Below are 24,477 nucleotides of genomic sequence, written 5' to 3' on the forward strand. Positions count from 1 at the left end.
GGTGACCGACCGCGCGGGGACGGAGCTCGTGGACCTCGCCGCCGAAGCGTACGTCTACGGATACCCCCTGGTGTACGACCTCGCCATGGTCGGGAGATCGCTCCGTGAAGGGTTCGGCGGGATGGCCGCCGAACCCTTCAACCGGTTCGCCCACTCCGAGCACCTCGCCGACCACCGTACGGAGTTCGTCTCCGTCAACAACGACACCGTCTACTCCATCGCCCAGCTCGACCTCTCCGGCGGGCCGCTGCGCCTCCGTGTCCCCGACACCGGCGGCGCGTACTACGTGCTCCAGTTCGTCGACGCCTGGACGGACAACTTCGCGTACGTCGGCCGGCGCGCCACCGGTACCGGCGCGAGCGAGTGGCTCATCGTGCCGCCCGGCTGGGCCGGCAGCGTCCCCGACGGGCTGCGCGGGGTCATCGACGCACCCACCTCCGTGGTGACCGTCGTCGGGCGCTACGCCTGCGACGGCCCCGGCGACCTGCCACGCGTCCGAGCGCTCCAGGAGCGGCTCACGCTCACCCCGCTCGACGGCAGGCCCCACCCCACCGGACTGCCCGCGCCGGAGCCCGGCGTACCGGAGGAGCTGCGGTTCTTCGAGGAGCTGCGGGTGTGGATGGCCGACTTCCCGCCGTCCTCGGCCGACCAGGCGTACCAGGACCGGTTCCAGCCGCTCGGGCTGCTGGAGGAGGGGCCTTCGCCGTACGTCGCCGCCGACCCGGAACTCGCCGACGCGCTGGCCAAGGGGCTGGAGCGGGGGCGGGCCCGGGTCGAGGGGGTCAGTCGTGCCGGGACGGGCGGCGGCGAGGTGCGGAGGCCGGGGAGCTGGGAGCTGGACCCGCACCTCTTCGACTACAACCTGGACCACTTCGGCGTCGGCACAATCGACTCGCCGCAGTGGCGCATCGCCGACCGGAACGCCTCCTACCTGGCCCGCGCGGTGGCCGCGCGGATCGGACTGTGGGGCAACCACGGGTACGAGGCGGTGTACGCCCAGACCTTCCAGGACAGCGAGGGCCGGCAGCTGAACGGGGCGCACTCCTATCTCCTGCGCTTCCCGGAGCCGCCGCCCGTGGAGTCGTTCTGGTCGGTGACGATGTACAGCACGCCGGATTACCGCCTTGTCGACAACACGGCCCGCCGCTACTCGATCGGAGACCGTACGTCCGGCCTCGTCCACGCCGACGACGGCTCGCTCACTCTCCACCTCTCCCACGACCGGCCCGCCGACCTCGCCCACGCGGCGAACTGGCTCCCCGCGCCCGCCGGAGACTTCCGGCCCATGCTGCGGATGTACACGCCAGGTGCCGCCGTCCTCGACGGAAGTTACGAGATCCCCGTCATCGAGCGGGTCGAAGGGGAGGAGGGGAGGAGGGGCTGAGCCGGTCGCGACGCCGGGCCGTTGTCAGTGGTGCGGTCCACACTGGACTCATGTGCCGCAGCATCAAGACCCTTCGCCCGCCCGCCCTCCCCGAAGAGGCCACCGAGGAGGACATGCGGGCCGCCGCCCTTCAGTACGTACGCAAGGTGTCCGGCTTCCGCGCGCCCGCCGCGCACAACCGGGAGGTGTTCGACCGTGCCGTCGACGAGATCACCGAGGCCACGATGAAGTTGCTGGACGGCCTGGAGATACGGGGCTCGGCCGCCGCCCGGAGCGCCGTCGAGAGCTGAGCGCGTGACGGCTCAGGGAGAGACCGGTGCCGGTGACGTGACCGGCGCGGGGCCGTTCGGCCGGCCGGGAATCGCGTCAGGGGCCGGCGCGGCCTGAGGTCTGGTGGCCGAGGCGGCGGAGCCGGATGCGTCTGCCGGTACGGAGGATGCCTGCAGTGCCTCCGCCGAAACCGCCACCGCCTCCGGTGCCGTCTTCGGGCGCTTCACCACGAACGCCGCCAGCGCGCCCGCCATGAACAGGGCCAGCACCGAGACGGCCGTCCCGAACCAGGTCGAGCCGAGCCACCGGCCGCCGAAGTAGCCGAGCCCGACGCTGTAGCCCGCCCAGACCAGGCCCGCCACGGCGGACCAGGGGAGGAAGTCCCGCTTCCGGCGGTGGGCGGCGCCCGCGCCGAGCGAGACCACCGAGCGGCCCGCAGGGGCGAACCGGGCGATGATCACCAGCGCCCCGCCGCCCCGGCTCAGCGCCGCGCCGAGACGTTCCTGCGCCTTGGTGAGGCGGCGCGAGCGTGCGATCGCCCGGTCCAGCCGGTCGCCGCCGCGCCAGGCGAGGCGGTAGGCGACGAGGTCGCCGAGCACCGAGGCGGTGGCCGCGCAGAGGATGAGGACGACGAGCGAGGGCACCTCACCGGTCGCGTCGCCCGAACCGTTGACGCCGGTCGAGCCCGCGGCGGCCGCGGTGGCGGCGGTGATCACGAGGACACCGCTGGGCAGCAGAGGGAGGAAGACGTCCAGGAGCACCGAGGCCGCGACCACCACGTAGATCCATGGGCTGCTGGTCAGTGCGGCCACACTCTCAAGCACCCGTCGACTCCCCGATCGTGTCAACGCCGCGACGTCGCAGGGGAGCGGCATGGGCGGCAGGTTCAGCTGTACAGCGTACGCGTGAGGGTTCCGCGCAGATGGCTCAGGGTCGGGTGATGTTGTGCGGGTCCTGTACACCTCGCCGGCGGTACGGGCGTTAGGCAGGCCGAAGCGACCGGCACGAGCGAGGAGCCACAGGTGGACAGGACAGCAGGCATGGCGGAGACAGCGGGGACAGCAGAGGTCTCGTCGGTGCGGGCGCCCGGGAGCGTACGGCGGAGGGTCCTGGTCGGTGCGGCGGCCCTGGTGATGCTCGTCGGAGGCGTCTCCCTCGCCCACGGCGCGGCGGACGGGCCGGACGGCGTGCCCGCTCCGGACGGCGGAGGCCACGCGGCCCACACCACCGGCGCCGGTGGTACGGCGGAAGCGGGCCCGGTCGGCGGTGCCTCGCGGAGTGGCGGGTTCTGGATGCGGGCCGACGGGGTGTTCTCGCCGCCCGGCTCCTTCGTCCCGTCCGACGCGCTGACGTACGACACCGTCCTCGTACCGGCCGCCGCGCGGATCGAGATCACGCAGTACGCGGACCGGACCAGCCACCGCGTCGGCACCCGGCTGCGCGGCCTCGTCCCGAACCGTGCGTACGGGATGCACGTGCACACCTCGCCCTGTGCGGCCGATCCCGCCTCGGCCGGGCCGCACTACCAGCACCGCGCCTCCGCCACCGCGGACCCGGTCAACGAGGTGTGGCTGGACTTCCGCACCGACCGGAACGGCGTCGGTGAGGCGGAGGCCCGGCACGAGTGGGGGTTCCGGGACGGCGGGGCGCGGTCGGTGATCGTGCACGACGCGCAGGGCGGCGCGGGCAAGCGGGTGGCCTGCTTCACGGTGCCGTTCTCGTCCTAGGCCAACGGTGTACGGCGGTGCCCCGCCCTCGCGACCGTCTCGTCGGGTCGTGGGAGCGGGGCACCGTACCGTCCGGGGCCAGGCCCGCGAGCCTCAGACCGAGACCGGCGTGGCGGGCTCGTGGCGGGAGTCCTCGGCCGGGGCGTGCTCGGTGCGCGAGCCGAAGAGGCGGTCCAGGGCCACCGCGCCCGGGCCGGTGAAGACCAGCAGCAGGAACGCCCAGCAGAAGAGGGCCGACGTCTCGCCGCCGTTGCCCACCGGAGCGAGCGCCTCGGGCTGGTGGACCACGAAGTACGCGTAGGCCATCGAGCCGGAGGCGATGAAGGCGGCGATACGGGTGCCGAGGCCGAGCGCGACCAGGGTGCCGCAGACCAGCTGGATCAGGGCGGCGTACCAGCCCGGCCAGGTGCCGGCCGTCACATCGCGGCCGCCGAGCACGCCGAAGAGGCTGGAGGCGCCGTGGATGGCGAAGATCAGGCCGACGACGAAGCGGAAGAGGCCGAGCGCATAGGGCTGGGCTCTGTTCAGGTGAAGGGTCATGGGGGGTGGGCTCCTCGGTCTGGGTGGGGGCGTGAACCGACTGAGCGCCTCAGGTTAGGGAAACCTCATTAGTACTTGCAAGTTCAACATTCTGTCGCGTGGCTGAAAGTCGACTAGGTCTCCTGGGTGAGTGAACGCTCAAGAACACTCACGAGCTGGTTGTCGCCGCCGACCGACTTGGCCTGGACCAATGTCAGCGCAGAGTTCCGGCCATCCAGGGTCAACGTCATCAGCTGGTTGCCGAACCATGGTCCGCCCGCTCTGCTCCAGGTGACCGGCGACGGTTCCGTACGCCCATGGCGGGTCAGCAGCCGGCCGAGGCGCCGGCCCGCACCGCTCCAGCCGAAGCGGAAGCCCAGCCGGATCGAGCGCGGGACCGAGTTGTGCACAGGCGAGCACGTCAGCTGGAGAACGTGGGATTCCGGGGCGCCGCCAGGAGTGGAGTCGGGCCAGTGCGGTTCGGCGATGTAGGCGTGGTGCACGTCTCCGGACAGCACACATACCGTCGCCGGAGCGTCCGGACCGCTCCCCACGCGGCGGAGCAACTCCGTGAACCGGCCGAAGGATTCCGGGAACGCGGCCCAGTGCTCCAGATCGGCCGCCCGGCGCAGCTTCTCGCCGATCCGCGCCCAGCGGCCACCACGAGCACCCGCGCACAGGGCCGCGTCCCAGGTCTCCACGTCGTGGACGAGCGGCGGCAGCAGCCACGGCAGCGAACTGCCGATCAGGAGATGGTCGTACGCGGAGGGGTCCTCCAGCACGCGCTCGCGCAGCCAGCGGGCCTCACCGTCGTCCAGCATCGCCCGGCGCTCCTCCGCCAGGACGCGGGCCGCGCGGGTGTCCACCATCAGCAGTTGTACTCGGCCGAAAACACGTTGGTAACTCCAGCGCGTCCGGGCCGGATCCGCGTCGGTCTCCGCCGCGAAGCGCCGCAGCGTCTCGGTGCCGTCGGGGAGGGCCGTCACCGTGGCGTACACCGGATCGGCCGCCAGCTCGGCGGGGGAGAGGTTGCCGAGGTGCTGGTAGACCCAGTACGACATCAGCCCGCTCACGATCCGCTCGTGCCACCAGGGCGTGGCGCGCATGTCCTCCTGCCAGGCGGCGCTGGTGTTCCAGTCGTCGATGACGTCGTGATCGTCGAACATCATGCAGCTCGGCACGGTGGAGAGCAGCCAGCGCACCTCGGGGTCGCGCCAGGATTCGTCGTACAGGCAGGTGTACTCCTCGTAGTCCGCGACCTCCGTGCCCGGCGGCTCGCGCAGATCGCGCCGTGTCGCCAGCCTCCGTTGCGTCGCCGTCGACGTCTCGTCCGCGTACACCTGGTCGCCGATCAGGAGCAGGACGTCGGGCCGTTCGGCGGCGGGGTCGGCGGCGAGATGGGCGGCCAGGGTGACCAGCGCGTCCGGGCCCACCGGATCGTTCCCGCCGCCCGGGGCCGCGGCCCAGCGGCACGAGCCGAACGAGATCCGTACGCCGTGCCCTTCCGCCGCGGCCGCGCCCACCGGAGGCGTGGTGATGGTGCTCGGCGGAAGGCGTGCGTCCTTGGGCGGCCACACGCGCCGGTCGCCGAGCAGCACCTCGTACGCCGTCGTCGTGCCGGGTGTCAGCCCTTCCACGACCACCAGCGCGTAGTGGTGTCCGGCCACCGCGAAGGTCGCGGACGAGCCCGAGGCACCGTCCGCGCACCGGATCTCCACCGTGCACGGACGGCTCGCCTCGACCCAGACGGTCGCGGTGGAACCGGACTCCCAGTCGACGTACCGCAGCAGCGGCCCCAGCAGCAGTTCGGCCATGTCGTGCCCTTCTAGCGCCTGTGTCACGGATGGGCTCCGTAACGTACAGAACGACGGAGGAGGGCGCACGTGTTCCAGCGGCCGGGGTCGCGGGGTCAGCAGCCGTTCAGGGCCGTCTGCAGGGCGGACTTCTCGGCGGAGTCCACGCTCAGGCCGTAGTGGTGCTTCACGTGGACCCACGCGCGGACGTAGGTGCACTTGTACGCGGCGCGCGGCGGCATCCACTTGGCCGGGTCCTTGTCGCCCTTGGCCTGGTTGACGTTGTCGGTGACCGCGATGAGCTGCGGACGCGTCAGGTCGTTGGCGAAGGACTGGCGCTGGGTGTTGGACCAGCCGCTCGCGCCGGAGCGCCAGGCCTCGGCGAGCGGGACCATGTGGTCGATGTCCACATCGGAGGCGGCGCTCCAGGTGGCGCCGTCGTACTGCGAGTACCAACTGCCGCTTACGGCGGCACAGGAGGCGTCCTGCTGGACGTTCGTGCCGTCGCGCTTGAGGACGACCTCGCGCGTGTTGCAGGCGCCGGACTGCGTGATCCAGTGCGGGAACTTGTCGCGGCTGTAGCCGCTGGAGGAGCCCTCGGCGCCGACGGTGAGCTGGCCGAGGTAGGTGCGCGCGGTCGCCGCGCTGACCGGGGTGGGGAGGGCGGCCTGGGCGGTCGGGGCGGTGAGCAGGACGGAGGTGGCGGCGAGGGTGGCGGTGGCGGCGGCGACGGCCGAGCGACGCGCGTAGATACCGAACATGCGAACTCCCTTGGGGTGGGGGGTGCTTGGGCGGGCGGCGGGTGGAGCCCGGCCAGCGTGGCGGCGCCAGGTTTCCTGGGGGTGGGCGTCAGGTAACAGAGTGGCGACATGTGCACGTCACATCAAGAGGTGTGACGGGGCGTGCGGGAGTGAACCGACTGCCCGGTGCGTGAAGGGAGTTGCGCGGCCAGGGGCTCCGGGGTGCTTCGGTGCGGAGGGCGGAGCGATACTCGGCGGCTCTATCGTTGCCTCGTGCTGCTACCGGTCACGCCGGCCCTCGGGGTCGTCCTCGTCGTCCTGTCGGTCCTCGCCGCCGCTGTCGCCGCGTGGGCCCGGCTGGGCCGGTCGCGCGAGATCCTGGTGGCCGGGGTGCGGGCCGCGGCCCAACTCGCCGCGGTCTCGCTGCTGATCGGCTGGGTGGCCCAGCGGCTGGGGCCGCTGCTCGGGTTCCTGGTGCTGATGTTCGCCGTGGCCGCCTGGACGGCGGGCCGCCGCCTCACCCGTAACCGCACCTGGTGGTGGGCGGCCGTGCCGATCGGGGCCGGGGCGCTGCCGGTGGTCGGGCTGCTGCTGGCCACCGGGCTGGTGCCGGTCCGGGGCCTGGCGCTCATCCCGGTGGCGGGCATCCTCATCGGAGGGGCGCTCACCGCGACCGTGCTCGGCGGGCGGCGCGCGCTGGACGAACTCACCACCCGTTACGGGGAGGTGGAGGCGGGAATGGCGCTCGGGCTGCTCGACCGGGACGCGCGGCTGGAGATCGTACGGCCGGCCGCGTCGGACGCGCTGCTGCCGGGGCTCGACCAGACGCGGACGGTGGGGCTCGTCACGTTGCCGGGAGCGTTCGTGGGCATGCTGCTGGGCGGCGCCTCACCGGTGGAGGCGGGCGCCGTGCAGCTCTTCGTCCTGGTGGCGTTGATGGCGGTGCAGGTGGTGGCCGTCGCGGTGGTGCTGGAGCTGGTCGCGCGCGGGTGGCTGCACCGGGCGTGAGCGCCGGCGCTCGTGGAGGTTCAGGCGGCGCCGATGTGCAGGCGGATCGTGCCGTCCTCGGCCGCCTCCACCCGGATCCGCGTCAGGTCCTCGACGTGCGCGTCCGGCGACAGGGCCGCGGCGCGCGGGCCGACGCCGACGACCCGCATACCGGCCGCACGGCCCGCCGCGATGCCCGCCTCGGAGTCCTCGAACACGATGCAGTCCGCCGCGCCGAAGCCCAGCTCCGCCGCACCCTTGAGGAAGCCTTCAGGGTCCGGCTTGCTGGCGCCGACCTGTTCGGCGGTGACGCGGACGGCGGGCATCGGCAGTGCGGCCGCGCCCATCCGGGCCGTCGCGAGCGCGCTGTCGGCCGAGGTCACCAAGGCGTGCGGGAGGTCGGCGATCGTGGCCATGAACGCGGCGGCGCCGCCGACCGGGACCACGCCGTCGACGTCGGCGGTCTCCTCGGCGAGCATCAAGCGGTTGTCGGCGTAGTTCTCCTCGACGGGGCGGTCCGGGAGCAGGACGGCCATCGTGGCGTACCCCTGGCGGCCGTGGACCACCTGGAGAGCGGCCTCGGGATCCAGTCCGTGCTCGAGCGCCCACCGGCGCCAGCAGCGCTCGACGACCGCGTCGGAGTTGACGAGGGTGCCGTCCATGTCCAGGAGGAGGGCGCTTGCGGTGAGGACGGTGGCCGACATCGGCTGGCTCCAGAGCGCGGGGGGATGGTGGTGCGGTGGTACGGCGGTGCTGAGGACCAGAGCAGCCCCGCCCGCCGGTCAGGGAGTGCGGGCGGGAGCTACTTTGTTCCACGAAGATACAAAAACCTGGGCCGGAAAGCCAATCCCGCCGGCCCGTCCGGCCCGGAAACGCCGTGCCACCGGTCAGCCGCGCCCTCGCCCGCTCGTCTCCGCCTCCAGCGCGCGCCGGGTGTTCGGCCCGTACACACCGGCCGGATCGCCTTCGATCGCCTTGTACGACTGGTAGATCCGTACGGCGTTCTCGACCCGGTCGGTGAAGTTCCCGTCCGCGTCGCCGTGGTAGAGCCACACCTCCTGGAGCCGGTTCTGCAACACGGCCACCTGTGGGCCCTGGTCGCCGCGCCGCAGCGAGGAAGGGGCCAGCTCGGCCGGCGGCGCGTCGGACGGCGGCGCCGCCTCACCGGTCGCCGAGGCGGACGGCGCGTCGGGCGACGGCGTCGCCGTGGCGGAGGCGGTCGGGCTCGGCTCGGCGCTCTTCGAGGCGGAGGGCGAGACGGAAGGTGACGGGGAGGCGGAGGCGGAAGGGGTGAGCGAGGCCGATGCGGTACGGGACGGAGCGGCCGAGGCGGAGGAGGTGGACGGGGCCGGGGCCACGGAGGCGGCGGGCTCGTCCGCGGTGTCCGGGGCGCTCGTGGTCGCCTCCGGCACCGCCTCGTCCTGGCTCCCGTCCCGGTCGAAGAGCCCGCCGGCGAAGGCCGCCGTCCCGACCACCGCCGCCACGGCCGCGCCTACGGCCAGGGCCGCGAAGGGACGCCTGCGGCGCGGCTGCACGGGATCGGCGGCTCCTGGGGGCGCGGTGGCGTGGACGCCCGAGGTCGCGCCGAAGGTGGGTCCCGTACCGAAGGCCGGCCCGGCACCGGACTCGGAGCCCGTACCCACACTCGTACGGGAGTCCGCGCCGGCTCCCGGTCCCGGTCCCGCACCCACTCCCGTACGGGAATCCACTCCACCGCCCGGATGCAGCGGCATGGTCGTCGCGGCATCGCCCGAAGCGTCCCGCGCCGGCCCCTCCGAGCCGTCCCGGCCCTCCGGCCCCGTGCCGTCTCCCAGCGTCACGTACGGCCTGATCCGCAGCGGGTCGAAGTCCTCCGCCGCGGCCATCTCCGCCGAGCGGGCGGCGCGCAGCTCGTCCCCGGTGAGCTGCGGCGCGCCCGTGTCCGTACCGCACCGGCAGGGCACCCGGTGCTCCGTGCCGGGCTCGCCTGCCGTCCGTCTGCCGCACTCCGGGCATGCGTGTCCGGTCATCGTGGGTCCCCTCCCCTTGAACTGCCTGCGATTATGCAGCCCGCTCCGGCGAACCCCAATGCCCCACCGGCCCGCGACGGACCACGGGCGGCGCTCGGCAGGCCATAACAGGGCAGAACGGCCAGGATGGGGGTGTAGTGGATCAGCAGATCGCAGTGGATCGGGCTGCGGTGGATCGCAGCGGACCGAGGAGACGCCCATGGCCCAGCAGCTGAGCCCGCCCGTGGTCCCCGGCGAGGGACAGTCCCGCCGGACCGTCCTGGTGGCGATCGGCGCACTGCTCCTCGGCATGCTGCTCGCGGCACTCGATCAGACCATCGTCTCCACCGCGCTGCCGACCATCGTCAGCGAGCTCGGCGGCCTGGACCACCTCTCCTGGGTGGTCACCGCCTACCTGCTGGCGGCGACGGCGGCGACACCGCTCTGGGGCAAGCTCGGCGACCAGTACGGCCGCAAGAAGCTCTTCCAGACCGCGATCGTCATCTTCCTGATCGGCTCCGCGCTCTGCGGCATGGCCCAGAACATGCCTCAGCTCATCGGCTTCCGGGCTCTCCAGGGGCTCGGCGGCGGCGGGCTCATGGTGCTCTCGATGGCGATCGTCGGAGACCTCGTCACACCGCGCGAACGCGGCAAGTACCAGGGCCTGTTCGGCGCCGTCTTCGGAGCGACGAGCGTGCTCGGGCCGCTGCTCGGCGGGTTCTTCACCCAGCACCTCAGCTGGCGCTGGGTGTTCTACATCAACCTGCCGATCGGCGTCGTCGCGCTGCTCGTCATCGCGGCCGTGCTGCACATCCCGGTCCACCGCGAGAAGCACACCATCGACTACCTCGGCACCTTCCTCATCGCCTCCGTCGCCACCTGCCTGATCCTCGTGGCGTCCCTCGGCGGCACGACCTGGGCCTGGGGATCGGTGCAGATCATCGCGCTGGCGGTGCTCGCCGTGGTGCTGCTGATCGCGTTCGTCGCCGTCGAGCGGCGGGCGGCGGAACCGGTGCTGCCGCTGAAACTCTTCCGGGTCAGGACCTTCAGCCTCGTCGCCGTGATCAGCTTCGTCATCGGCTTCGCGATGTTCGGCGCGATGACCTACCTGCCGACGTTCCTCCAGGTGGTCCACGGCATCACCCCGACCATGTCCGGTGTGCACATGCTGCCGATGGTCCTCGGCCTGCTGCTCACCTCGACCGCCTCCGGCCAGATCGTCAGCCGCACCGGCCGCTGGAAGGTCTTCCCGCTCGCGGGCACCGCCCTCACCGCCGCCGGCCTGCTCCTGCTCCACCGGCTCACCCCGTCCAGCTCCACCTGGGAGATGAGCCTCTGCTTCTTCGTCTTCGGCGCCGGACTCGGCCTCGTCATGCAGGTCCTCGTCCTCGTCGTGCAGAACGCCGTCTCCTACCAGGATCTCGGAGTCGCCACCTCCGGCGCGACCTTCTTCCGCTCCATCGGCGCCTCCTTCGGCGTGGCCATCTTCGGCACCGTCTTCACCAACCGGCTCACCGGCCAGCTCGACAGCGCCCTCGCCGGCCGGTCCCTGCCACCGGGCGTCGACGCCGACCGGCTGGCGGCCGACCCCCGCTCCATCCAGATGCTCCCGGCCGACCTGCGCCCCTCGATCCTCGACGCGTACTCCACCTCCATCACGGACGTCTTCCTGTACGCGGCACCCGTCGTCCTCCTCGCCTTCGTACTGGCCTGGTTCCTGCGCGAGGACAAGCTCCGCGGCTCGGTGACCGCTCCCGACACCAGCCAGACCCTCGCCTCCAACCCGGTGGAGCGTTCCTCGTACGACGAGTGCGCCCGCGCACTCTCGGTGCTCGCGACCCGTGAGGGCCGCCGGGAGATCTACGAGAAGATCACCGCGCGCGCCGGCTACGACCTGCTGCCCGCCGCCAGCTGGCTGCTGCTGCGGATCAAGCGCCACGGCACGGTCGAGCCCGCGCGGCTCGCGGAGGTGGCGCCCGTACCGCTACGGGTGATCACCGAGGCGGCCCGCCAGGTGGAGGAGCGCGGACTGGCCCGCCGCGAGGGACTCCAGATGATCCTGACCGACACGGGCGCCGAGGCCGTGGTGCGGCTCTCGCAGGCCCGGGAGGACTCCCTCGCGGAGCTGCTGGGCGACTGGTGGGGGCCCGAGCGTCCCACCGACCTGGTCAAGCTCGTGGCCGAGCTGACGGCGGAGGTCAGCGGGTCGAGCAAGGAGCGCCCGCACATGCCGGCACCGCCGCGCGACCACGCGGCGGACCGGCACCACGACATCGACCGCCGGGACCGCCGGGACGACGACCGGCCCTGACCGGCCCGTGCCCGCGAGGACAGGCCCTCACAGCTCCTTCGCGAACCAGACCTCCGCGTACGGATTGCGCCGGTGGAAGGCCGGCACCTCCGCGTAACCGTGCTTCGCGTACAGGCCGCGCGCCTCGACCAGGTCGAGACGGGTGTCCAGCCGGAGCAGCCGTACGCCGAGCGCCCGCGCCTCCTCCTCGACCGCCGCCAGCAGCAGCCCGCCACCGCCCGTGGACCGGAACGCCGGGCGTACGTACACCCGCGTCAGCTCCGCCGAACCCGGCACGGCCTCCTCCGTCAGCACCAGCCCGGCGCAGCTCGCCGCCTTGCCCTCGTGGCGGCCCACGACGAACTGACCGGTCGGCGGCAGCAGCAGGTCCGCGCCGTCGTCGGCCAGCCCCTCGGCTATCTCCGCGTCGGTGGCGGGCCGCTGCCAGTAGCGGCTCGCCACCTCGTCGTAGTAGTCGCGGCGCAGCGCGGTGGCGTCGGCGGAATCGAAGCGTTCGGCGGTCACGGTCCAGGTCATGTGCGGCATTCTTGCTCCCTCACGGCCGAAGGACGACGCGATTGATGTGCAGGGGGCACCAGTGAACCGACCTACCGCGGACGCCGACGCCACGACGCGGGCCCTGGCCGTCCGGCATCTCGCCGACCGCTGGATACGGGACGCGCTCGCCACCGGGAAGCCGGCGGACGGTGACAGCTTCGTCTGCTCGCCCGCCGGGCTGTGGCTGGCGCTCGCCGCCGTGGCCGCCGGATCGCGCGGCGAGACCGCCCGGGAACTGCGGGCGCTGCTCGGTACGGCGGACCGGGAGGCGGCACCCGCCGTGACGGCGGCGGCCCGTGAACTGGCGCTGACCGGTGCGCTGGAGGTGGCGACCCGGGTGTGGAGCCGGGTGCCGGTACGGGACGCGTACCGCGAGGCGCTGCCGGACGTCCGGTTCGACGACGTGATGGACCCGGCCGCCGCCGACGCCTGGGTACGGGAGACCAGCGGCGGGCTGATCGAGCGGCTGCCGCTGGAGATCACCGACGGGACGCTGCTCGCTCTGGTCAACGTCCTGGTGCTGAAGGCTCGCTGGGAGAAGCCGTTCGAGGCCTGGCTGACCCGGGACCTGCCGTTCACCGACGCGTCCGGCACGACCCGCCCGGTGCCGACCATGACGAGGAGCGTGCCGCTCGCCGACGTGTGGACGGTGGACGGCGCGTACGTCGTCGAACTGCGCTGCACCTCAGGCGCCTCCGGCGGTGGAGCCCGGGTCAGGTTCGTCCTCGGCGAGCCCGGCGCGGGCGCCGGCCAGGTGCTGCCGGCCGGCTGGGCGGACCGGGCCGCGGGAAGCCGGCCGGAGGCGGACCTGGTGACCATCGCGCTGCCGCGCCTCACCCTCCGTACCCGCATCGCCGTCACCGCACAGCTGCCCGCGCTCGGCGTCCGGCTGGCCACCTCCGACGCGGCCGACTTCTCCGGCCTCTCGCCTCAGCCGCTCGCCATCTCCGACGTGGTCCAGGAAGCCGTGCTGAAGGTCGCCGAGGAAGGCGTGGAGGCCGCGGCGGTGACCGTGGTCGCGATGCGGGCCGGCAGCGCGGCCCCGCCGCAGCAGCGGCTCCTGCGCCTCGCCTTCGACCGCCCGTTCGGCATCGTCGTCCTGCCGGCCGGCACCGACGTCCCGCTCTTCGCCGCCTGGCAGGCGGACATCCCCGCCGGCCCGGCACACACTTGATCGTCCTTCCGGACAGCGTTCCTCCGGACCGAAGGATGATGACAGTCAGGCAAAGAGGGGGTTGATTGTGTCTACCTCGTAGGGCGATGCGAGGCTTCATCCGGCACTGCCCCGAGTCGAAGGGGCGGGGCATGGAACGGTGGGAGGGGCGGCGCAGCGTGGCGAACGCGGATCACAGTGTGCGCGGTGGCGCGGTGGCGGACGCGATGACGAGTACGGAGACGAGGACCGGGCTGACCCGGGCCGCGCTCTGGCTGGTCGTGGCCGTGCTGGCGGTACGGCAGATGGCGGTGGTGCTGCGGCAGCCGCCCGGCGAACGGCTCACCGATCTGGAGACCTGGATCGGCGAGAACGGTGTCCTGCGGGTGACGGGCTCGCTGTACGACAGCGGCCGGTTCACCGGCACGCCCTTCGCCGGTCTGGTGCTGAAGCCGCTCACCGCGTCGGCCGAGGCGGCCCTCGGCATCGCCTGGACCTTCGGCACCCTGCTCCTGGTCGCGGCCCTCGGTGTCGTCGCCGCCCGTGCTCTGCCCGCACCGGTCGGCCGGCGTACGGCGCTGCTCGCCGTGCCCGTCGCGATCACTCTGCTCATGCTGTCGCTGCCGGTCCGCAACACCCTCCACCTCGGCCAGACCAGCATCCTGCCGGTCCTCTTGGTGCTGCTGGCCTGCTTCGCCGTCCGGGACCACCGGCTGCGAGGCGTCCTCGTCGGCCTCGCCGCCGCTCTCCAGCCGACGCTCCTCCTCTTCGCGGCGCTGCTCTGGCTGACCGGGAAGCGGCGGGCCTCGGCACTCTCGCTCGCCACCTTCGCCTTCTGCACGGCCGCTGCCTGGGCCGCGGTGCCGGAGGACTCGTGGACGTACTGGGTGCACCATGTCGCGGGCGCCGGGCTCGGTGAGCGGCCGGACAGCCTGGCCAACCAGTCGCTGCACGGCGCGCTGCTCCGGCTCGGCCTCGAAGGACCGGCCGAGATCGCTCTGTTCCCCGTGCTCGCCGTCGCGGTCGTCGTCGTCGGTGTGCGCCGCGCGGTCCGCTACGCGCAGGACGGCCAGCTGCTCCTCGCCGTCGCCGTGACCGGATGCGTCGTCGTGGCCATCGCGCCGACCGCCTGGCAGCACCAGCTCCTCTGGGTGCTCCTCGCCGTCGTCGGCCGGGTCGGCAAGCGCGCCTCCGACCGGCTGGTCTGGCCCGCCGTCGTGGTGCTCGTCCTCACGCTTCCCGGCAAGATGCTCCTCCCGAACGTCGGGCCGCTCACCTTCGTACGGGACAACGGCCTGCTCCTGGTGGCGCTCGCCGCGGCCTGCGCCGCGCCGTTCCTGCCGCGCACCTCGCCGTACTGGCAGCGGCCCAGCCCCACCGACCACGCGAAACCGGTCGCCGCGCGCTGGAGACGCGTACCGCTCCTGCCGTTCTGGCGCCGGGCGCTCCACCGCCCGAACCTCCTGCTGGAACTGCTGCTCATCCGCGTCGTCTACTCCGCGTACGCCCAGGTCCGCCTCGCCGCCACCGCCGGCCGCCCGGTCGCCGAGGAGCACGGCCGGCAGATCCACGCCATCGAGCAGTGGCTGCACATCGACATCGAACTCCGGGTCAACCACACGGTCGTGGAGATCACCTGGCTGCGCGAGTTCTTCGACTACTACTACTCGACCTTCCACTTCATCATCCCGCTTGCCATCCTCGGCGTGCTGTACGTGCGCCGCCCCACCGACTACCGCTGGGCCCGCTCCTCCATCGGCTTCGCGACGCTGCTGGCGCTCGTCGGCTTCTGGCTCTACCCGCTGGCCCCGCCGCGCCTCATGCCCGGCCTCGGCTTCATCGACACCATCCACGGCGTCCAGGACTTCGCGAAGCCCGACTACGGCACGCTCACCACGCTCACCAACCAGTACGCGGCCATGCCGTCGCTGCACTTCGGCTGGTCGCTGTGGTGCGGAGTGGTGATCGCGATACTGGCCCCGAAGATGTGGATGAAGGCGCTCGGCCTGCTCCACCCGCTCTTCACCATCGCCGCGATCGTGGCGACCGCCAACCACTGGGTGCTGGACGCGGCCGGCGGTGCGCTGGTCGTCTTCGCGGGCTTCGGGCTGACGTATCTGCTGGCCGGGCCACGGAAGTTGGTGACGGAGGAGAAGCCGCCGACGACAGAGCCCGCTCCTGAACCCGTACGCGCCGAGGTCGGCGGCCGGAGTCAGGAACCGGCGGCGGACGTACGCACCTGAAGCTGCTTGATCCCGTTGAGCCAGGCCGAGCGCAGCCGCCGCGGGTCCTCCAGGAGCCGCAGATCGGGCAGCACGTCCGCGATGGCGTTGAAGATCAGGTCGATCTCCATCACGGCCAGCGACTTGCCGAGGCAGAAATGCGGCCCGCCGCCACCGAAGCCGAGGTGCGGGTTGGGGTCGCGGGTGATGTCGAACGTCTCCGGTGCGTCGAAGACCTCGGGATCGTTGTTGGCCGAGGAGTAGAACAGCCCGACCCGCTCGCCCTGCCGGATCCGCTGACCGCCGAGCTCCACGTCCTGCGTGGCGGTCCGCTGGAAGGAGACCACCGGCGTCGCCCAGCGCACGATCTCCTCGGCGGTCGTCTTCGGACGCTCGCGCTTGTAGAGCTCCCACTGCTCGGGATGGGTGAGGAAGGCGTGCATGCCGTGGCTGATCGCGTTACGGGTGGTCTCGTTGCCGGCCACCGCGAGCAGGATCACGAAGAACCCGAACTCGTCGGAGGACAGGTTGCCTTCGCCTTGCGCCGCGACCAGCCGGCTCACGATGTCCTGGGCCGGACACTCCTTGCGGGCCGCCGCCAGGTTCATCGAGTACGCCACGATCTCCATCGCCGCCTCGGCGCCGGCCTCCTCGGTGATCGCGTACTCGGGATCGTCGTACGCGGCCATCTTGTTGGACCAGTCGAAGAGCCTGGACCGGTCCTCCCGCGGTACGCCGATGAGCTCGGCGATCGCCTGGAGCGGCAGCTCCACCGCGATGTTCGTGACGAAGTCGAACGATCCGTCGGTCCCGGCCGCCGCCGCGTGCGCGGTCTCCACGATGGACCGGGCCCGCGCCCGCAGCGCCTGCTCCAGCGAGCGCACGGCGCGCGGAGTGAAGCCGCGCTGGACGATCTGGCGGACCCGGGTGTGTTCCGGCGGGTCCATGTTGAGCATGATGAGTTTCTGGACCTCGATCTGGTCGCGGCTGATGGTCTCGTTGAAGCGGATGACCGCGGTGTTGGTGTTCGAGGAGAACAACTCGGGATGCGTGGAAACGTACTTGACGTCCGCATGCCGGGTGGCGACCCAGTAGCCCTCGTCGCCGAAGCCGGAGATGTTGGCGGGCTGCGTGCACCACCAGACCGGCGCGGTCCGCCGCATCAGCGCGAACTCCGGGTGCGGTACGCGGGATTGGAGGAGGTCGGGGTCGGTGAAGTCGAACCCGTCGGGAAGATGGGGGCAGCGCATGGGCACCTCTCCACTCCGAGCCTGTGTCTGACGCTCCATCAGAATCTGCCCGCAAGGTAGTAACGAGTTCTACAAGTCGCAAGGGTCCTGGCCGGATCCGTTCCCCGTGCCGGTCCCGCGCAGTCGGCAATCCTGAAGCAGGGGCGCACGCCAGGGGTGTACGCGGCCGGTGCGCGCCCCTTGCGCAGCCGGGCCGCCGTCACGAGACTGCATGCAGAACTAGAACGCGTACCAGTTCCTTCCGTGGGCGCCGGGACGCCCCCGACGGAAGCGCGAGGAGAGGACGAGCTCATGGCCGCGGAACCCGTCATCGTCGAAGCCGTACGCACTCCGATCGGCAAGCGTGGAGGCGCGCTCGCCAACCTGCACCCCGCCTACCTGCTGGGCGAGACCTACCGTGAACTTCTCGGCCGCACCGGCATCCAGGCCGACTGCGTCGAACAGATCGTCGGCGGTACCGTCACACACGCCGGTGAGCAGTCCATGAACCCGGCCCGCAACGCCTGGCTGGCCGTGGGACTGCCGTACGAGACCGCCGCGACCACCGTGGACTGTCAGTGCGGCTCCTCGCAGCAGGCCTCGCACATGGTGGCCAACATGGTGGCCGCCGGAGTCATCGACGTCGGCATCAGCTGCGGTGTCGAGGCGATGTCGCGGGTGCCGCTGGGCAGCGGCTCCAAACACGGTCCGGGCAAGCCCTGGCCCGACGAGTGGAACATCGACCTGCCGAACCAGTTCGAGGCCGCCGAGCGCATCGCCCGTGAACGCGGCCTGGCCCGCGCCAGGGTCGACGCACTCGGCCTCCGCTCGCAGCAGCGCGCGGCCGAGGCCTGGGCCGAGGAACGCTTCAAGCGCGAGACGTACGCCGTCCAGGTCCCGACCACCGAGGAGGAGCAGGCGGCCGGCCAGGGCATGTGGCGGCTCGTCGACCGGGACGAAGGGCTGCGCGACACCTCGATGGACGCGCTCGCCGGCCTGAAGGCGGTCATGCCGAGCGCGATCCACACCGCCGGCAACTCCTCGCAGATATCGGACGGGGCCGCGGCCATCCTCTGGTCCTCCAAGCGGATGGCCCGGGCCCTGAAGCTCAAGGCACGGGCCCGGATCGTGGCGCAGGCGCTCGTCGGCTCGGACCCGCACTTCCACCTGGACGGTCCGATCGACGCGACCCGGGCGGTGCTCGGCAAGGCGGGCATGTCGCTCAAGGACATCGACCTCGTCGAGATCAACGAGGCGTTCGCGTCGGTGGTGCTGAGCTGGGCCCAGGAGTTCGAGGCGGACCTCGACGGCCTGGAGAAGGTCAACGTCAACGGCGGCGCGATCGCGCTCGGCCACCCGGTCGGCGCGACCGGAGCCCGCCTGATCACCACGGCCCTGCACGAACTGGAACGCCGCGACAAGGAGTTCGCGCTGATCACGATGTGCGCGGGCGGCGCGCTGGCCACCGGCACGATCATCCAGCGGCTATAACGGCTCCTAGGCTTCAGAAGCTCAGGGGGCCGTCCACCCCTACGGCTTCTCGAACCCCACCCGCGCGTCGAACGCCGCTCGCCGGGTCGCCCGCCGCAGCGCCTTCAGCAGCGTCGGCCCGATCGTCAGCGTCAGGACGACGGTGAGCACCGCCCGGCCCAGGTCCCAGCCCAGCGAGGTCGCCGCGCAGTAGGCGAGGAAGCGCACCAGGTTGTCGTGGAGCGGGTCGCCCGCGACGAACGAGATGCCCGAGCCGAGACCCGGGATGATCGTCCAGCCGTACAGATTCATGATCGTGCCGTACGCGAACGCCGCCACGGACCCGTAGACCGCGAGCAGCGCCAGCTCGGCCCGGCCGCGCAGCCGTTCCGCGCCCGGCAGCAGCCCCGCGCCCATCGTGAACCAGCCCATCGACAGCATCTGGAACGGCATCCACGGCCCGACCCCGCCCGTGAGCAGAGCGGACGCGAACATGGTCACCGAGCCGAGCACGAACCCGAAGCCCGGCCCCAGCACCCGCCCGCTCAGCACCATCAGGAAGAACATCGGCTCCAGGCCCGCCGTCCCCGCTCCCAGCGGGCGCAGCGCGGCCCCGACCGCCGCCAGCACGCCGAGCATCGCGACGGCCTTGGCGTCCATGCCGGACTCCGAGATCGTCGCGACCACCACCGCGACCAGCAGCGGCAGCAGCGCGGCGAACAGCCACGGCGCGTCCTGCGCATGCGCGAGCCCGGACCCGGCACCGGCCAGCAGCGGCCACCCGAAGGCGACCACACCGACGGCACTGACCAGGACCAGCGCGGCGACCGACTTCGGCCCGAGCCGCACGGGCCGAGGAGCCCGCACCCGCACCCGCACCTCCTCCGTAACACTCACGCGTCCGCCTCCAGCGCCGCGCGCACCTGCGAGACGGTCAGCCACTCCTGCGGCGCCAAGATCTTCGCCGTCTGCGGAGCGAAGGCGGGGGAGGAGACGACCACGCGGCGGGTCGGGCCGTCCGCGACGACCTCTCCGTCGGCGAGGATCACCACCCGGTGGGCCAGCTCCGCCGCCAGCTCCACATCGTGCGTGGCCAGGACGATCGCGTGGCCCTCGGCCGCCAGCGACCGCAGGACGCCGACGAGCCGGCCCTTCGCCGCGTAATCCAGACCCCGGGTCGGCTCGTCCAGCAGCAACAGCGGCGGCCGGGCCGTCAGCACCAGCGCGAGAGCGAGCGCGAGCCGCTGGCCCTCGGAGAGGTCGCGTGGATGCGTGCCGTCCTCCACGCCCGGCAGCAGCTCGCTGACCAGCGACCGGCAGGTGCCCTCCGCCGCGCCCGCGTCCCGGTCGGCGGCGGCGCACTCGGCGGCCACCGTGTCCGCGTACAGCAGATCGCGCGGCTCCTGCGGGACGAGGCCGACGCGGCGGATCATGGCGCGCGGATCGGTACGGGCCGGGGCCAGACCGCCGACGCGTACGGAGCCGGAGGTGGGCTCGAGCATGCCGATGAGCGCGCCGAGCAGCGTGGACTTGCCGGCGCCGTTACGGCCCATCAGCGCCACAGTCTCGCCGGGCGCCACGGTCAGCGTGACCCGCCGCAGCGCCTCGATCCGCCCGCGCCGCACGCTGAGCGCGTCGACCCGGGTGACGGGGTCGGCGGGACCGGGCGCTTCCACGGCTCCCGTACGACCCAGGAGCCGCGCGATCCGTCCGGGACGGGGGCCGGCGGATACGGTCGGGGCCGCGACGGACACGTTCACGTCCACAGGAGGTCCAGGCGGCGAGGCCGACGCCAGCCGTTCCCGCAGCTCACCGGCCCCGCGCCGAGCGTCCCGTACGGAGAGCGGCAGCGGATCCCAGCCCGCCAGCAGCCCCAGCTCGGCGACCGGCGGCCGGACCGGCGAGATCGCCATGATGTCGGCGGGCGCACCCAGCACCGGAGCGGCTCCCGGCGCGGGCAGCAGGACGACCTGGTCCGCGTACTGCACCACGCGCTCCAGCCGGTGCTCGGCCATCAGCACGGTCGTCCCGAGGTCGTGGACCAGCCGTTGCAGTACGGCCAGCACCTCCTCGGCCGCCGCCGGGTCCAGCGCGGACGTCGGCTCGTCGAGGACCAGCACCTTCGGGTGCGGGGTCAGCACCGAACCGATCGCCACCCGCTGCTGCTGGCCGCCCGAGAGCGTCGCGATCGGCCGGTCCCGCAGCTCGGCCAGGCCCAGCAGATCGAGCGTCTCCTCCACGCGTCGGCGCATGACGTCCGGCGCCAGGCCCAACGACTCCATGCCGTAAGCGAGTTCGTCCTCGACCGTGTCCGTGACGAAGTGGGCCGGCGGATCCTGGCCCACCGTGCCGACCAGATCGGCCAGTTCACGCGGCTTGTGCGTGCGGGTGTCGCGCCCGTCCACCGTGACCCGGCCGCTCAGCACCCCGCCGGTGAAGTGCGGCACCAGCCCCGACACCGTACCGAGCAACGTCGACTTGCCGACTCCGGACGGCCCGACCAGCAGCACCAACTCACCTTCCGGGACCGCGAGATCGACGCCGGAGAGCGTGGGCCGGTCCGTTCCGTCGTACCGCACGGAGACCTGCTCGAACCTGATCACGCCTGCTCCTTGCCGCGATGGTCGTGTTCTTCAAGGCCGCGCGGAGACGGCGGCACCGGGGCGACCAGCGCGGGCAGCAGCCCGACCAGCACGGCCGCCGCCGGCCAGAGCGGCAGCACGGGCGCGGTCAGCGGGACGACGCCGGGATGCAGCGCCTCCGGATCGACGGAGCCCGCCCAGATCATCGCGGCCGCCACCACCGCACCCGACCCCGCCACCAGCCAGGCCCGCACACCCCACCGGTCCGGCCGGTACCGGGTCCGCACCGAGCGTCGCCCGCCCAGCCGCAGCCCCGCCATCGCCGCGACGAGGCCCGCCAGCAGAACCGGCAGCCCGCACACCGCTCCCTGCGCGGCCAGCAGCCCGTACGTGCCCGCACACACGCCGAGCAGCCCGCCGAGCGTGAGCACATCGGTGGTGTGCCGGACGGCCGGCGGAACCTCGGCGGTACGCCCGTAACCACGCGCGTCCATCGACGCGGCCACCGCCACCGACCGCTCCAACGCGCCTTCCAGCACCGGCAGTCCGATCTGCGCGACCGCCTTCACGCCACCGGTCGGCCGTCCGCGCAGCCGCCGCGCGGTGCGGAGCCGGACCACGTCGGCGACCATGTTCGGAGCGAACGTCATCGCGACGACGACGGCGACCCCGACCTCGTACAGCGCACCGGGCAAGGACTTCAGGAGTCTGGCCGGGTTGGCGAGCGAGTTGGCCGCGCCGACGCAGATCAGCAGCGCGGCCAGCTTCATCCCGTCGTACAGCGAGAAGACCAGCTGCTCCGCCGTGACCCGGCCACCGATCCGCACGCCCTGCGCCCAGTCGGGCAGCGGCACTTCGGGCAGCGTGAACACGGTGTGCGTGCCGGGGATCTGCGAGCCGAGGAAGACGGAGAAGAGCAGCCGCAGCGCCACGACGAAGAGCCCGAGCTTGATGAACGCTCCGTACGAACGGGCCCACGGCGCGTCCGTGCGCCGGGCCGCCACCACGTAACCGGCCACGCCGACCAGCAGGCCGAGCAGCAGCGGGTTGGTGGTCCGGGAGGCGGCGGTTGCCAGTCCCAGCGCCCACAGCCACCACGCCCCGGCGGGCAGCGCGTTGGAGCGGCCCGCCTCGGGCGCGTGCAGGGCACGCCGGAGCAGCCGGGCCGTCCCCGGGACGTACGTCATCGGCGCCGGCGGGCCTGGAACACGGCGGCGACGCCCAGCAGCAGGATGGCCCCGATACCGACGAGGAGACCGGCGGAGGGACCGCCGCTGTCACCGTCGTCGGTCACGGGCGCCGAGGAGGCGGCAGGCGCGGAAGGCTTCCCGCTGCCGTCCTCCGACACCTGCTCGCCGCAGCCGGTCCTCGGATAGCCGGAGACCGCACAGATCATCGCGCTGCTGTCGTACCGCAGCGGCTTCGCCACCGAGGCGAGCGCCTCCGCGCTGCTGGCGTCCGGCGCTACCTGGGCGCAGGCGGTGCGCGGCGCGGGCGGCTTCTCGCCGCTCGGGGCGTCCTCCGCCGTACCGGGGTCGATCACCAGCGCGACGCGCTTGGCGCCGTCCTTCGCCGGGGTGTCCGCGCAGATCGCCGCGAAGTCGGGCGCGCGGCGCGGCCGGTCGGCGTCGGAGGAGTCCTCGCTGACGGCGAACCGGAAGCCCTGGACCGTACCGTCGTCGGGACGCACGAGGGACGGGCCCTGCGTGGCGTACGCCCAGCTCTTGCCGTCGGCCTCCCAGAAGGACCAGTAGCGGTACCCGGCCGCCTGAGCCCCACCGGCTCCAAGCAGGACGGCCGAGGCGGCGAGGAGGACGGCGAGCAGAGCGGCGACCGGAGTCCGGAGCAGCGCCGACGAGGTTCGCGTCACGGCTGCTGCTTCTTCCGGCGCATGGAGAGCAGGAAGCCGATGCCCGCGCCGAAGAACAGACCGAGGCCGACCAGCCACCACAGGCCGAGCCCGCCGTCCTCGCTCTCGGTGCCGCTGGAGGGCTGCGGACCGGTCGGCGTCGGGGACGGCGGCGCGGTCACGGCGGGAGCGGGGCCGGTCCCGTTGAGCTGGGCGACCAGGTCGACACCGCCGAAGTCGCGGGCGTCGGCGCCGGTGGCGTGCGCGGCGAAGACCAGCTGCGCGCTCGCGGCGGGCCCGCCCTGCTGCGCCCAGGCCTTGGAGTTCTTCTCCAGCCACTCCACCGAGGCGGCGGCCTTGTCCTTGTGCCCGGCGGCGGCGAGGGAGACGACCATGTCCGCGGTGTTGCCGAAGTCGGGCTGCGGCTCGCTCTCCTCGGCGCCCGGCATCGGCGGCTGCTCCAGGTAAGGAGAGGCGGCGAGGGTCGCGGCGAGGTAGTGGGCGCCGCTCTGCGCGCTCTGCTCGGCGGTGAGGTCGTCGCCCTTCGTGCAGACGGGGTCCTTCACCGCGTTGGCGTCGCCGACGGCCATGCCCCTGCCGAGCAGCCCGAGCACGGCGGCGGCCGACGCGTCGTTGTTGGCGACGAGCTCGCCCTTCTTGCCGGGCTGGTAGGCGAAGGCGCCGCCGTCCTTCTTCCCGCACGGGATGGCGAGGGCCTGGAGCGCGGTGTACGGGGTGCTGCCGTCGGCGGTGGTCACCTCGCTGATCGGGACGCTCGTACGGGCGAGGGCGCCGATCACGACGGCGGTGGAGTTGGCGTCGCTCGGGCTGCCCGGGCTGTAGCCCCAGCCGCCGTCCTCGTTCTGGACGGACTTCAGCCAGTCGGCCCCGTTGTCGGCGGCCTCCCGGTGCTGGCCCAGCTCGATGAAGGCCTGGACGGCGGCGGCCGTGGCGTTGGTGTCCATCACGGTCGAGGCGTCGCACGGCGCGGAGGCGTCGTCCCGGTACGAGGTGAAGGCGCCGCTGTCGCACTGCTGCTCCAGCAGCCAGTCCACGGACTGCTTCGCCGGCGTGACGTACTCGATCTTCTGCGCGAGGAAGGCCAGCGACTGCCGCCACACCCCGTCGTACGTGGGGTCCGTGGTCCCGTAGAGCCCGAGCGGCAGCTTGACCGACGGGGACGGGGTCGGTGCGGCGAGCGCGACGGGGGCGACCGCGACGGGTGCGGCCGCGCCCAGAAGAACGGCGGTGGTCGCGAGCGCGGCTGCGCTGCGGCGTACGGTCATGGCGGGCTGTGCCTCTCCTGCGGGGGCCGGTTCTCCCGGACGCACGAGGGCACCGGGCTCCGGTCCCGTATACCTCGGTATACCTCGACGGTGCCGGCCACCGGGGCTCCGGTGACCCTGGACCACCGGAAACCCGATGGCCCGCGGGGCCCGTGGTCACACTGCCCCTGGCCGCTCACGCTCCGCGGCCGGAGCGTCCCGGCTGCCGTCGGACGGACGGCTCGGACGGCTCACGGCTGGGGCGGCCGCCGGGTTCGCACCGGCTTCCCCCTGGACGGGCATGATGACGACCTGCCCACTCTACCGGGCCGTAGCGTCCCTTCCGGGGGCGGCGGACCGCTCGCGTCGGTACGTCGCCGGGTCACACCGCGATGTGCGGACGTCGCCTGGTCATACCGCGATGTACGTACGTCGCCGGGTCACACCACGA

General features: G+C 72.7%; 21 protein-coding genes. 8 read left to right on the plus strand and 13 right to left on the minus strand.

Translation table 11 applies throughout. The annotated features are described in order from the left end of the window. Nucleotide 1: 1 nt before the first annotated feature. The gene (locus ABZ267_RS14015) at nt 2-1,384 is read left to right on the plus strand and encodes a DUF1254 domain-containing protein (protein ID WP_356752308.1); all 1,383 of its coding nucleotides are present in this window, start codon (nt 2-4) and stop codon (nt 1,382-1,384) included. Between the two features lie 50 nt (nt 1,385-1,434). Next, a complete protein-coding gene (locus ABZ267_RS14020; RefSeq protein WP_356752310.1) occupies nt 1,435-1,674 on the plus strand; it encodes a DUF2277 domain-containing protein in 240 nt (79 codons plus the stop codon). 12 nt (nt 1,675-1,686) lie between these two features. Here ABZ267_RS14020 and ABZ267_RS14025 read toward each other — a convergent pair whose 3' ends face one another. After that, nucleotides 1,687-2,478, minus strand: a complete 792-nt coding sequence (locus ABZ267_RS14025) for a VTT domain-containing protein (RefSeq protein ID WP_356752312.1) — start codon at nt 2,476-2,478, stop codon at nt 1,687-1,689. 198 nt (nt 2,479-2,676) lie between these two features. On the opposite strand from ABZ267_RS14025, the gene ABZ267_RS14030 reads away from it, so the two are divergent. Continuing rightward, nucleotides 2,677-3,381, plus strand: a complete 705-nt coding sequence (locus tag ABZ267_RS14030; RefSeq protein ID WP_356752314.1) for a superoxide dismutase family protein — start codon at nt 2,677-2,679, stop codon at nt 3,379-3,381. 93 nt (nt 3,382-3,474) lie between these two features. Here ABZ267_RS14030 and ABZ267_RS14035 read toward each other — a convergent pair whose 3' ends face one another. The 3 genes from ABZ267_RS14035 to ABZ267_RS14045 all read right to left on the minus strand — a co-directional run bounded on the left by ABZ267_RS14035 (nt 3,475) and on the right by ABZ267_RS14045 (nt 6,454). Next, on the minus strand, nt 3,475-3,921 hold the full coding sequence (locus ABZ267_RS14035; protein ID WP_356752316.1) for a DoxX family protein: 447 nt from the start codon (nt 3,919-3,921) through the stop codon (nt 3,475-3,477). Nucleotides 3,922-4,034: 113 nt separating this feature from the next. After that, on the minus strand, nt 4,035-5,714 hold the full coding sequence (locus ABZ267_RS14040) for an alkaline phosphatase D family protein (RefSeq protein ID WP_356752377.1): 1,680 nt from the start codon (nt 5,712-5,714) through the stop codon (nt 4,035-4,037). Nucleotides 5,715-5,809: 95 nt separating this feature from the next. Beyond that, nucleotides 5,810-6,454, minus strand: coding sequence for an HNH endonuclease family protein (locus ABZ267_RS14045; RefSeq protein ID WP_356752318.1), 645 nt, complete (start codon nt 6,452-6,454; stop codon nt 5,810-5,812). Between the two features lie 252 nt (nt 6,455-6,706). On the opposite strand from ABZ267_RS14045, the gene ABZ267_RS14050 reads away from it, so the two are divergent. Further along, nucleotides 6,707-7,441, plus strand: coding sequence for an ABC transporter permease (locus ABZ267_RS14050; RefSeq protein ID WP_356752320.1), 735 nt, complete (start codon nt 6,707-6,709; stop codon nt 7,439-7,441). Between the two features lie 20 nt (nt 7,442-7,461). On the opposite strand, the gene ABZ267_RS14055 is transcribed toward ABZ267_RS14050, so the two are convergent. After that, nucleotides 7,462-8,124: an HAD-IA family hydrolase gene (locus tag ABZ267_RS14055; protein WP_356752322.1), complete on the minus strand. Its 663-nt coding sequence runs from the start codon at nt 8,122-8,124 to the stop codon at nt 7,462-7,464. 183 nt (nt 8,125-8,307) lie between these two features. Next, the gene (locus tag ABZ267_RS14060) at nt 8,308-9,429 is read right to left on the minus strand and encodes a peptidoglycan-binding domain-containing protein (protein ID WP_356752324.1); all 1,122 of its coding nucleotides are present in this window, start codon (nt 9,427-9,429) and stop codon (nt 8,308-8,310) included. 199 nt (nt 9,430-9,628) lie between these two features. On the opposite strand from ABZ267_RS14060, the gene ABZ267_RS14065 reads away from it, so the two are divergent. Further along, the gene (locus tag ABZ267_RS14065) at nt 9,629-11,719 is read left to right on the plus strand and encodes an MFS transporter (protein WP_356752326.1); all 2,091 of its coding nucleotides are present in this window, start codon (nt 9,629-9,631) and stop codon (nt 11,717-11,719) included. Nucleotides 11,720-11,746: 27 nt separating this feature from the next. Here the strand turns inward: ABZ267_RS14065 and ABZ267_RS14070 are convergent, their stop codons facing one another. Continuing rightward, nucleotides 11,747-12,235 carry a GNAT family N-acetyltransferase gene (locus tag ABZ267_RS14070; protein WP_356752328.1) on the minus strand — a complete coding sequence of 163 codons (489 nt, stop codon included), beginning with the start codon at nt 12,233-12,235 and terminating at the stop codon, nt 11,747-11,749. 61 nt (nt 12,236-12,296) lie between these two features. Here ABZ267_RS14070 and ABZ267_RS14075 point away from each other — a divergent pair, with 61 nt between their 5' ends. After that, the gene (locus ABZ267_RS14075) at nt 12,297-13,430 is read left to right on the plus strand and encodes a serpin family protein (protein ID WP_356752330.1); all 1,134 of its coding nucleotides are present in this window, start codon (nt 12,297-12,299) and stop codon (nt 13,428-13,430) included. Between the two features lie 131 nt (nt 13,431-13,561). Beyond that, a complete protein-coding gene (locus tag ABZ267_RS14080; protein WP_356752332.1) occupies nt 13,562-15,652 on the plus strand; it encodes a phosphatase PAP2 family protein in 2,091 nt (696 codons plus the stop codon). Here the strand turns inward: ABZ267_RS14080 and ABZ267_RS14085 are convergent. Beyond that, a complete protein-coding gene (locus ABZ267_RS14085; RefSeq protein ID WP_356752334.1) occupies nt 15,622-16,881 on the minus strand; it encodes a cytochrome P450 in 1,260 nt (419 codons plus the stop codon). The genes ABZ267_RS14080 and ABZ267_RS14085 overlap by 31 nt on opposite strands. Before the next feature lie 291 nt (nt 16,882-17,172). Here ABZ267_RS14085 and ABZ267_RS14090 point away from each other — a divergent pair, with 291 nt between their 5' ends. After that, complete coding sequence (locus ABZ267_RS14090) at nt 17,173-18,351, plus strand: steroid 3-ketoacyl-CoA thiolase (RefSeq protein ID WP_356752336.1); 1,179 nt, start codon at nt 17,173-17,175, stop codon at nt 18,349-18,351. Between the two features lie 39 nt (nt 18,352-18,390). On the opposite strand, the gene ABZ267_RS14095 is transcribed toward ABZ267_RS14090, so the two are convergent. From ABZ267_RS14095 to ABZ267_RS14115, 5 genes are read right to left on the minus strand one after another with little or no spacing between them, the layout of a single operon-like run. After that, nucleotides 18,391-19,227 carry an ECF transporter S component gene (locus ABZ267_RS14095; protein ID WP_356752338.1) on the minus strand — a complete coding sequence of 279 codons (837 nt, stop codon included), beginning with the start codon at nt 19,225-19,227 and terminating at the stop codon, nt 18,391-18,393. Then, nucleotides 19,224-20,933, minus strand: coding sequence for an ATP-binding cassette domain-containing protein (locus ABZ267_RS14100; RefSeq protein ID WP_356752341.1), 1,710 nt, complete (start codon nt 20,931-20,933; stop codon nt 19,224-19,226). Before ABZ267_RS14100 ends, ABZ267_RS14095 begins: the two co-directional genes overlap by 4 nt. Next, a complete protein-coding gene (locus tag ABZ267_RS14105; RefSeq protein ID WP_356752343.1) occupies nt 20,930-22,099 on the minus strand; it encodes an energy-coupling factor transporter transmembrane protein EcfT in 1,170 nt (389 codons plus the stop codon). The genes ABZ267_RS14100 and ABZ267_RS14105 overlap by 4 nt, the downstream gene beginning before the upstream one ends. Beyond that, complete coding sequence (locus ABZ267_RS14110; RefSeq protein WP_356752344.1) at nt 22,096-22,782, minus strand: SCO2322 family protein; 687 nt, start codon at nt 22,780-22,782, stop codon at nt 22,096-22,098. Before ABZ267_RS14110 ends, ABZ267_RS14105 begins: the two co-directional genes overlap by 4 nt. Further along, nucleotides 22,779-24,047, minus strand: a complete 1,269-nt coding sequence (locus tag ABZ267_RS14115; RefSeq protein ID WP_356752346.1) for a prenyltransferase/squalene oxidase repeat-containing protein — start codon at nt 24,045-24,047, stop codon at nt 22,779-22,781. Before ABZ267_RS14115 ends, ABZ267_RS14110 begins: the two co-directional genes overlap by 4 nt. Between the last annotated feature and the right edge of the window lie 430 nt (nt 24,048-24,477).

The organism is Streptomyces sp. NPDC006174 (assembly GCF_040614075.1).
GTDB lineage: Bacteria > Actinomycetota > Actinomycetes > Streptomycetales > Streptomycetaceae > Streptomyces.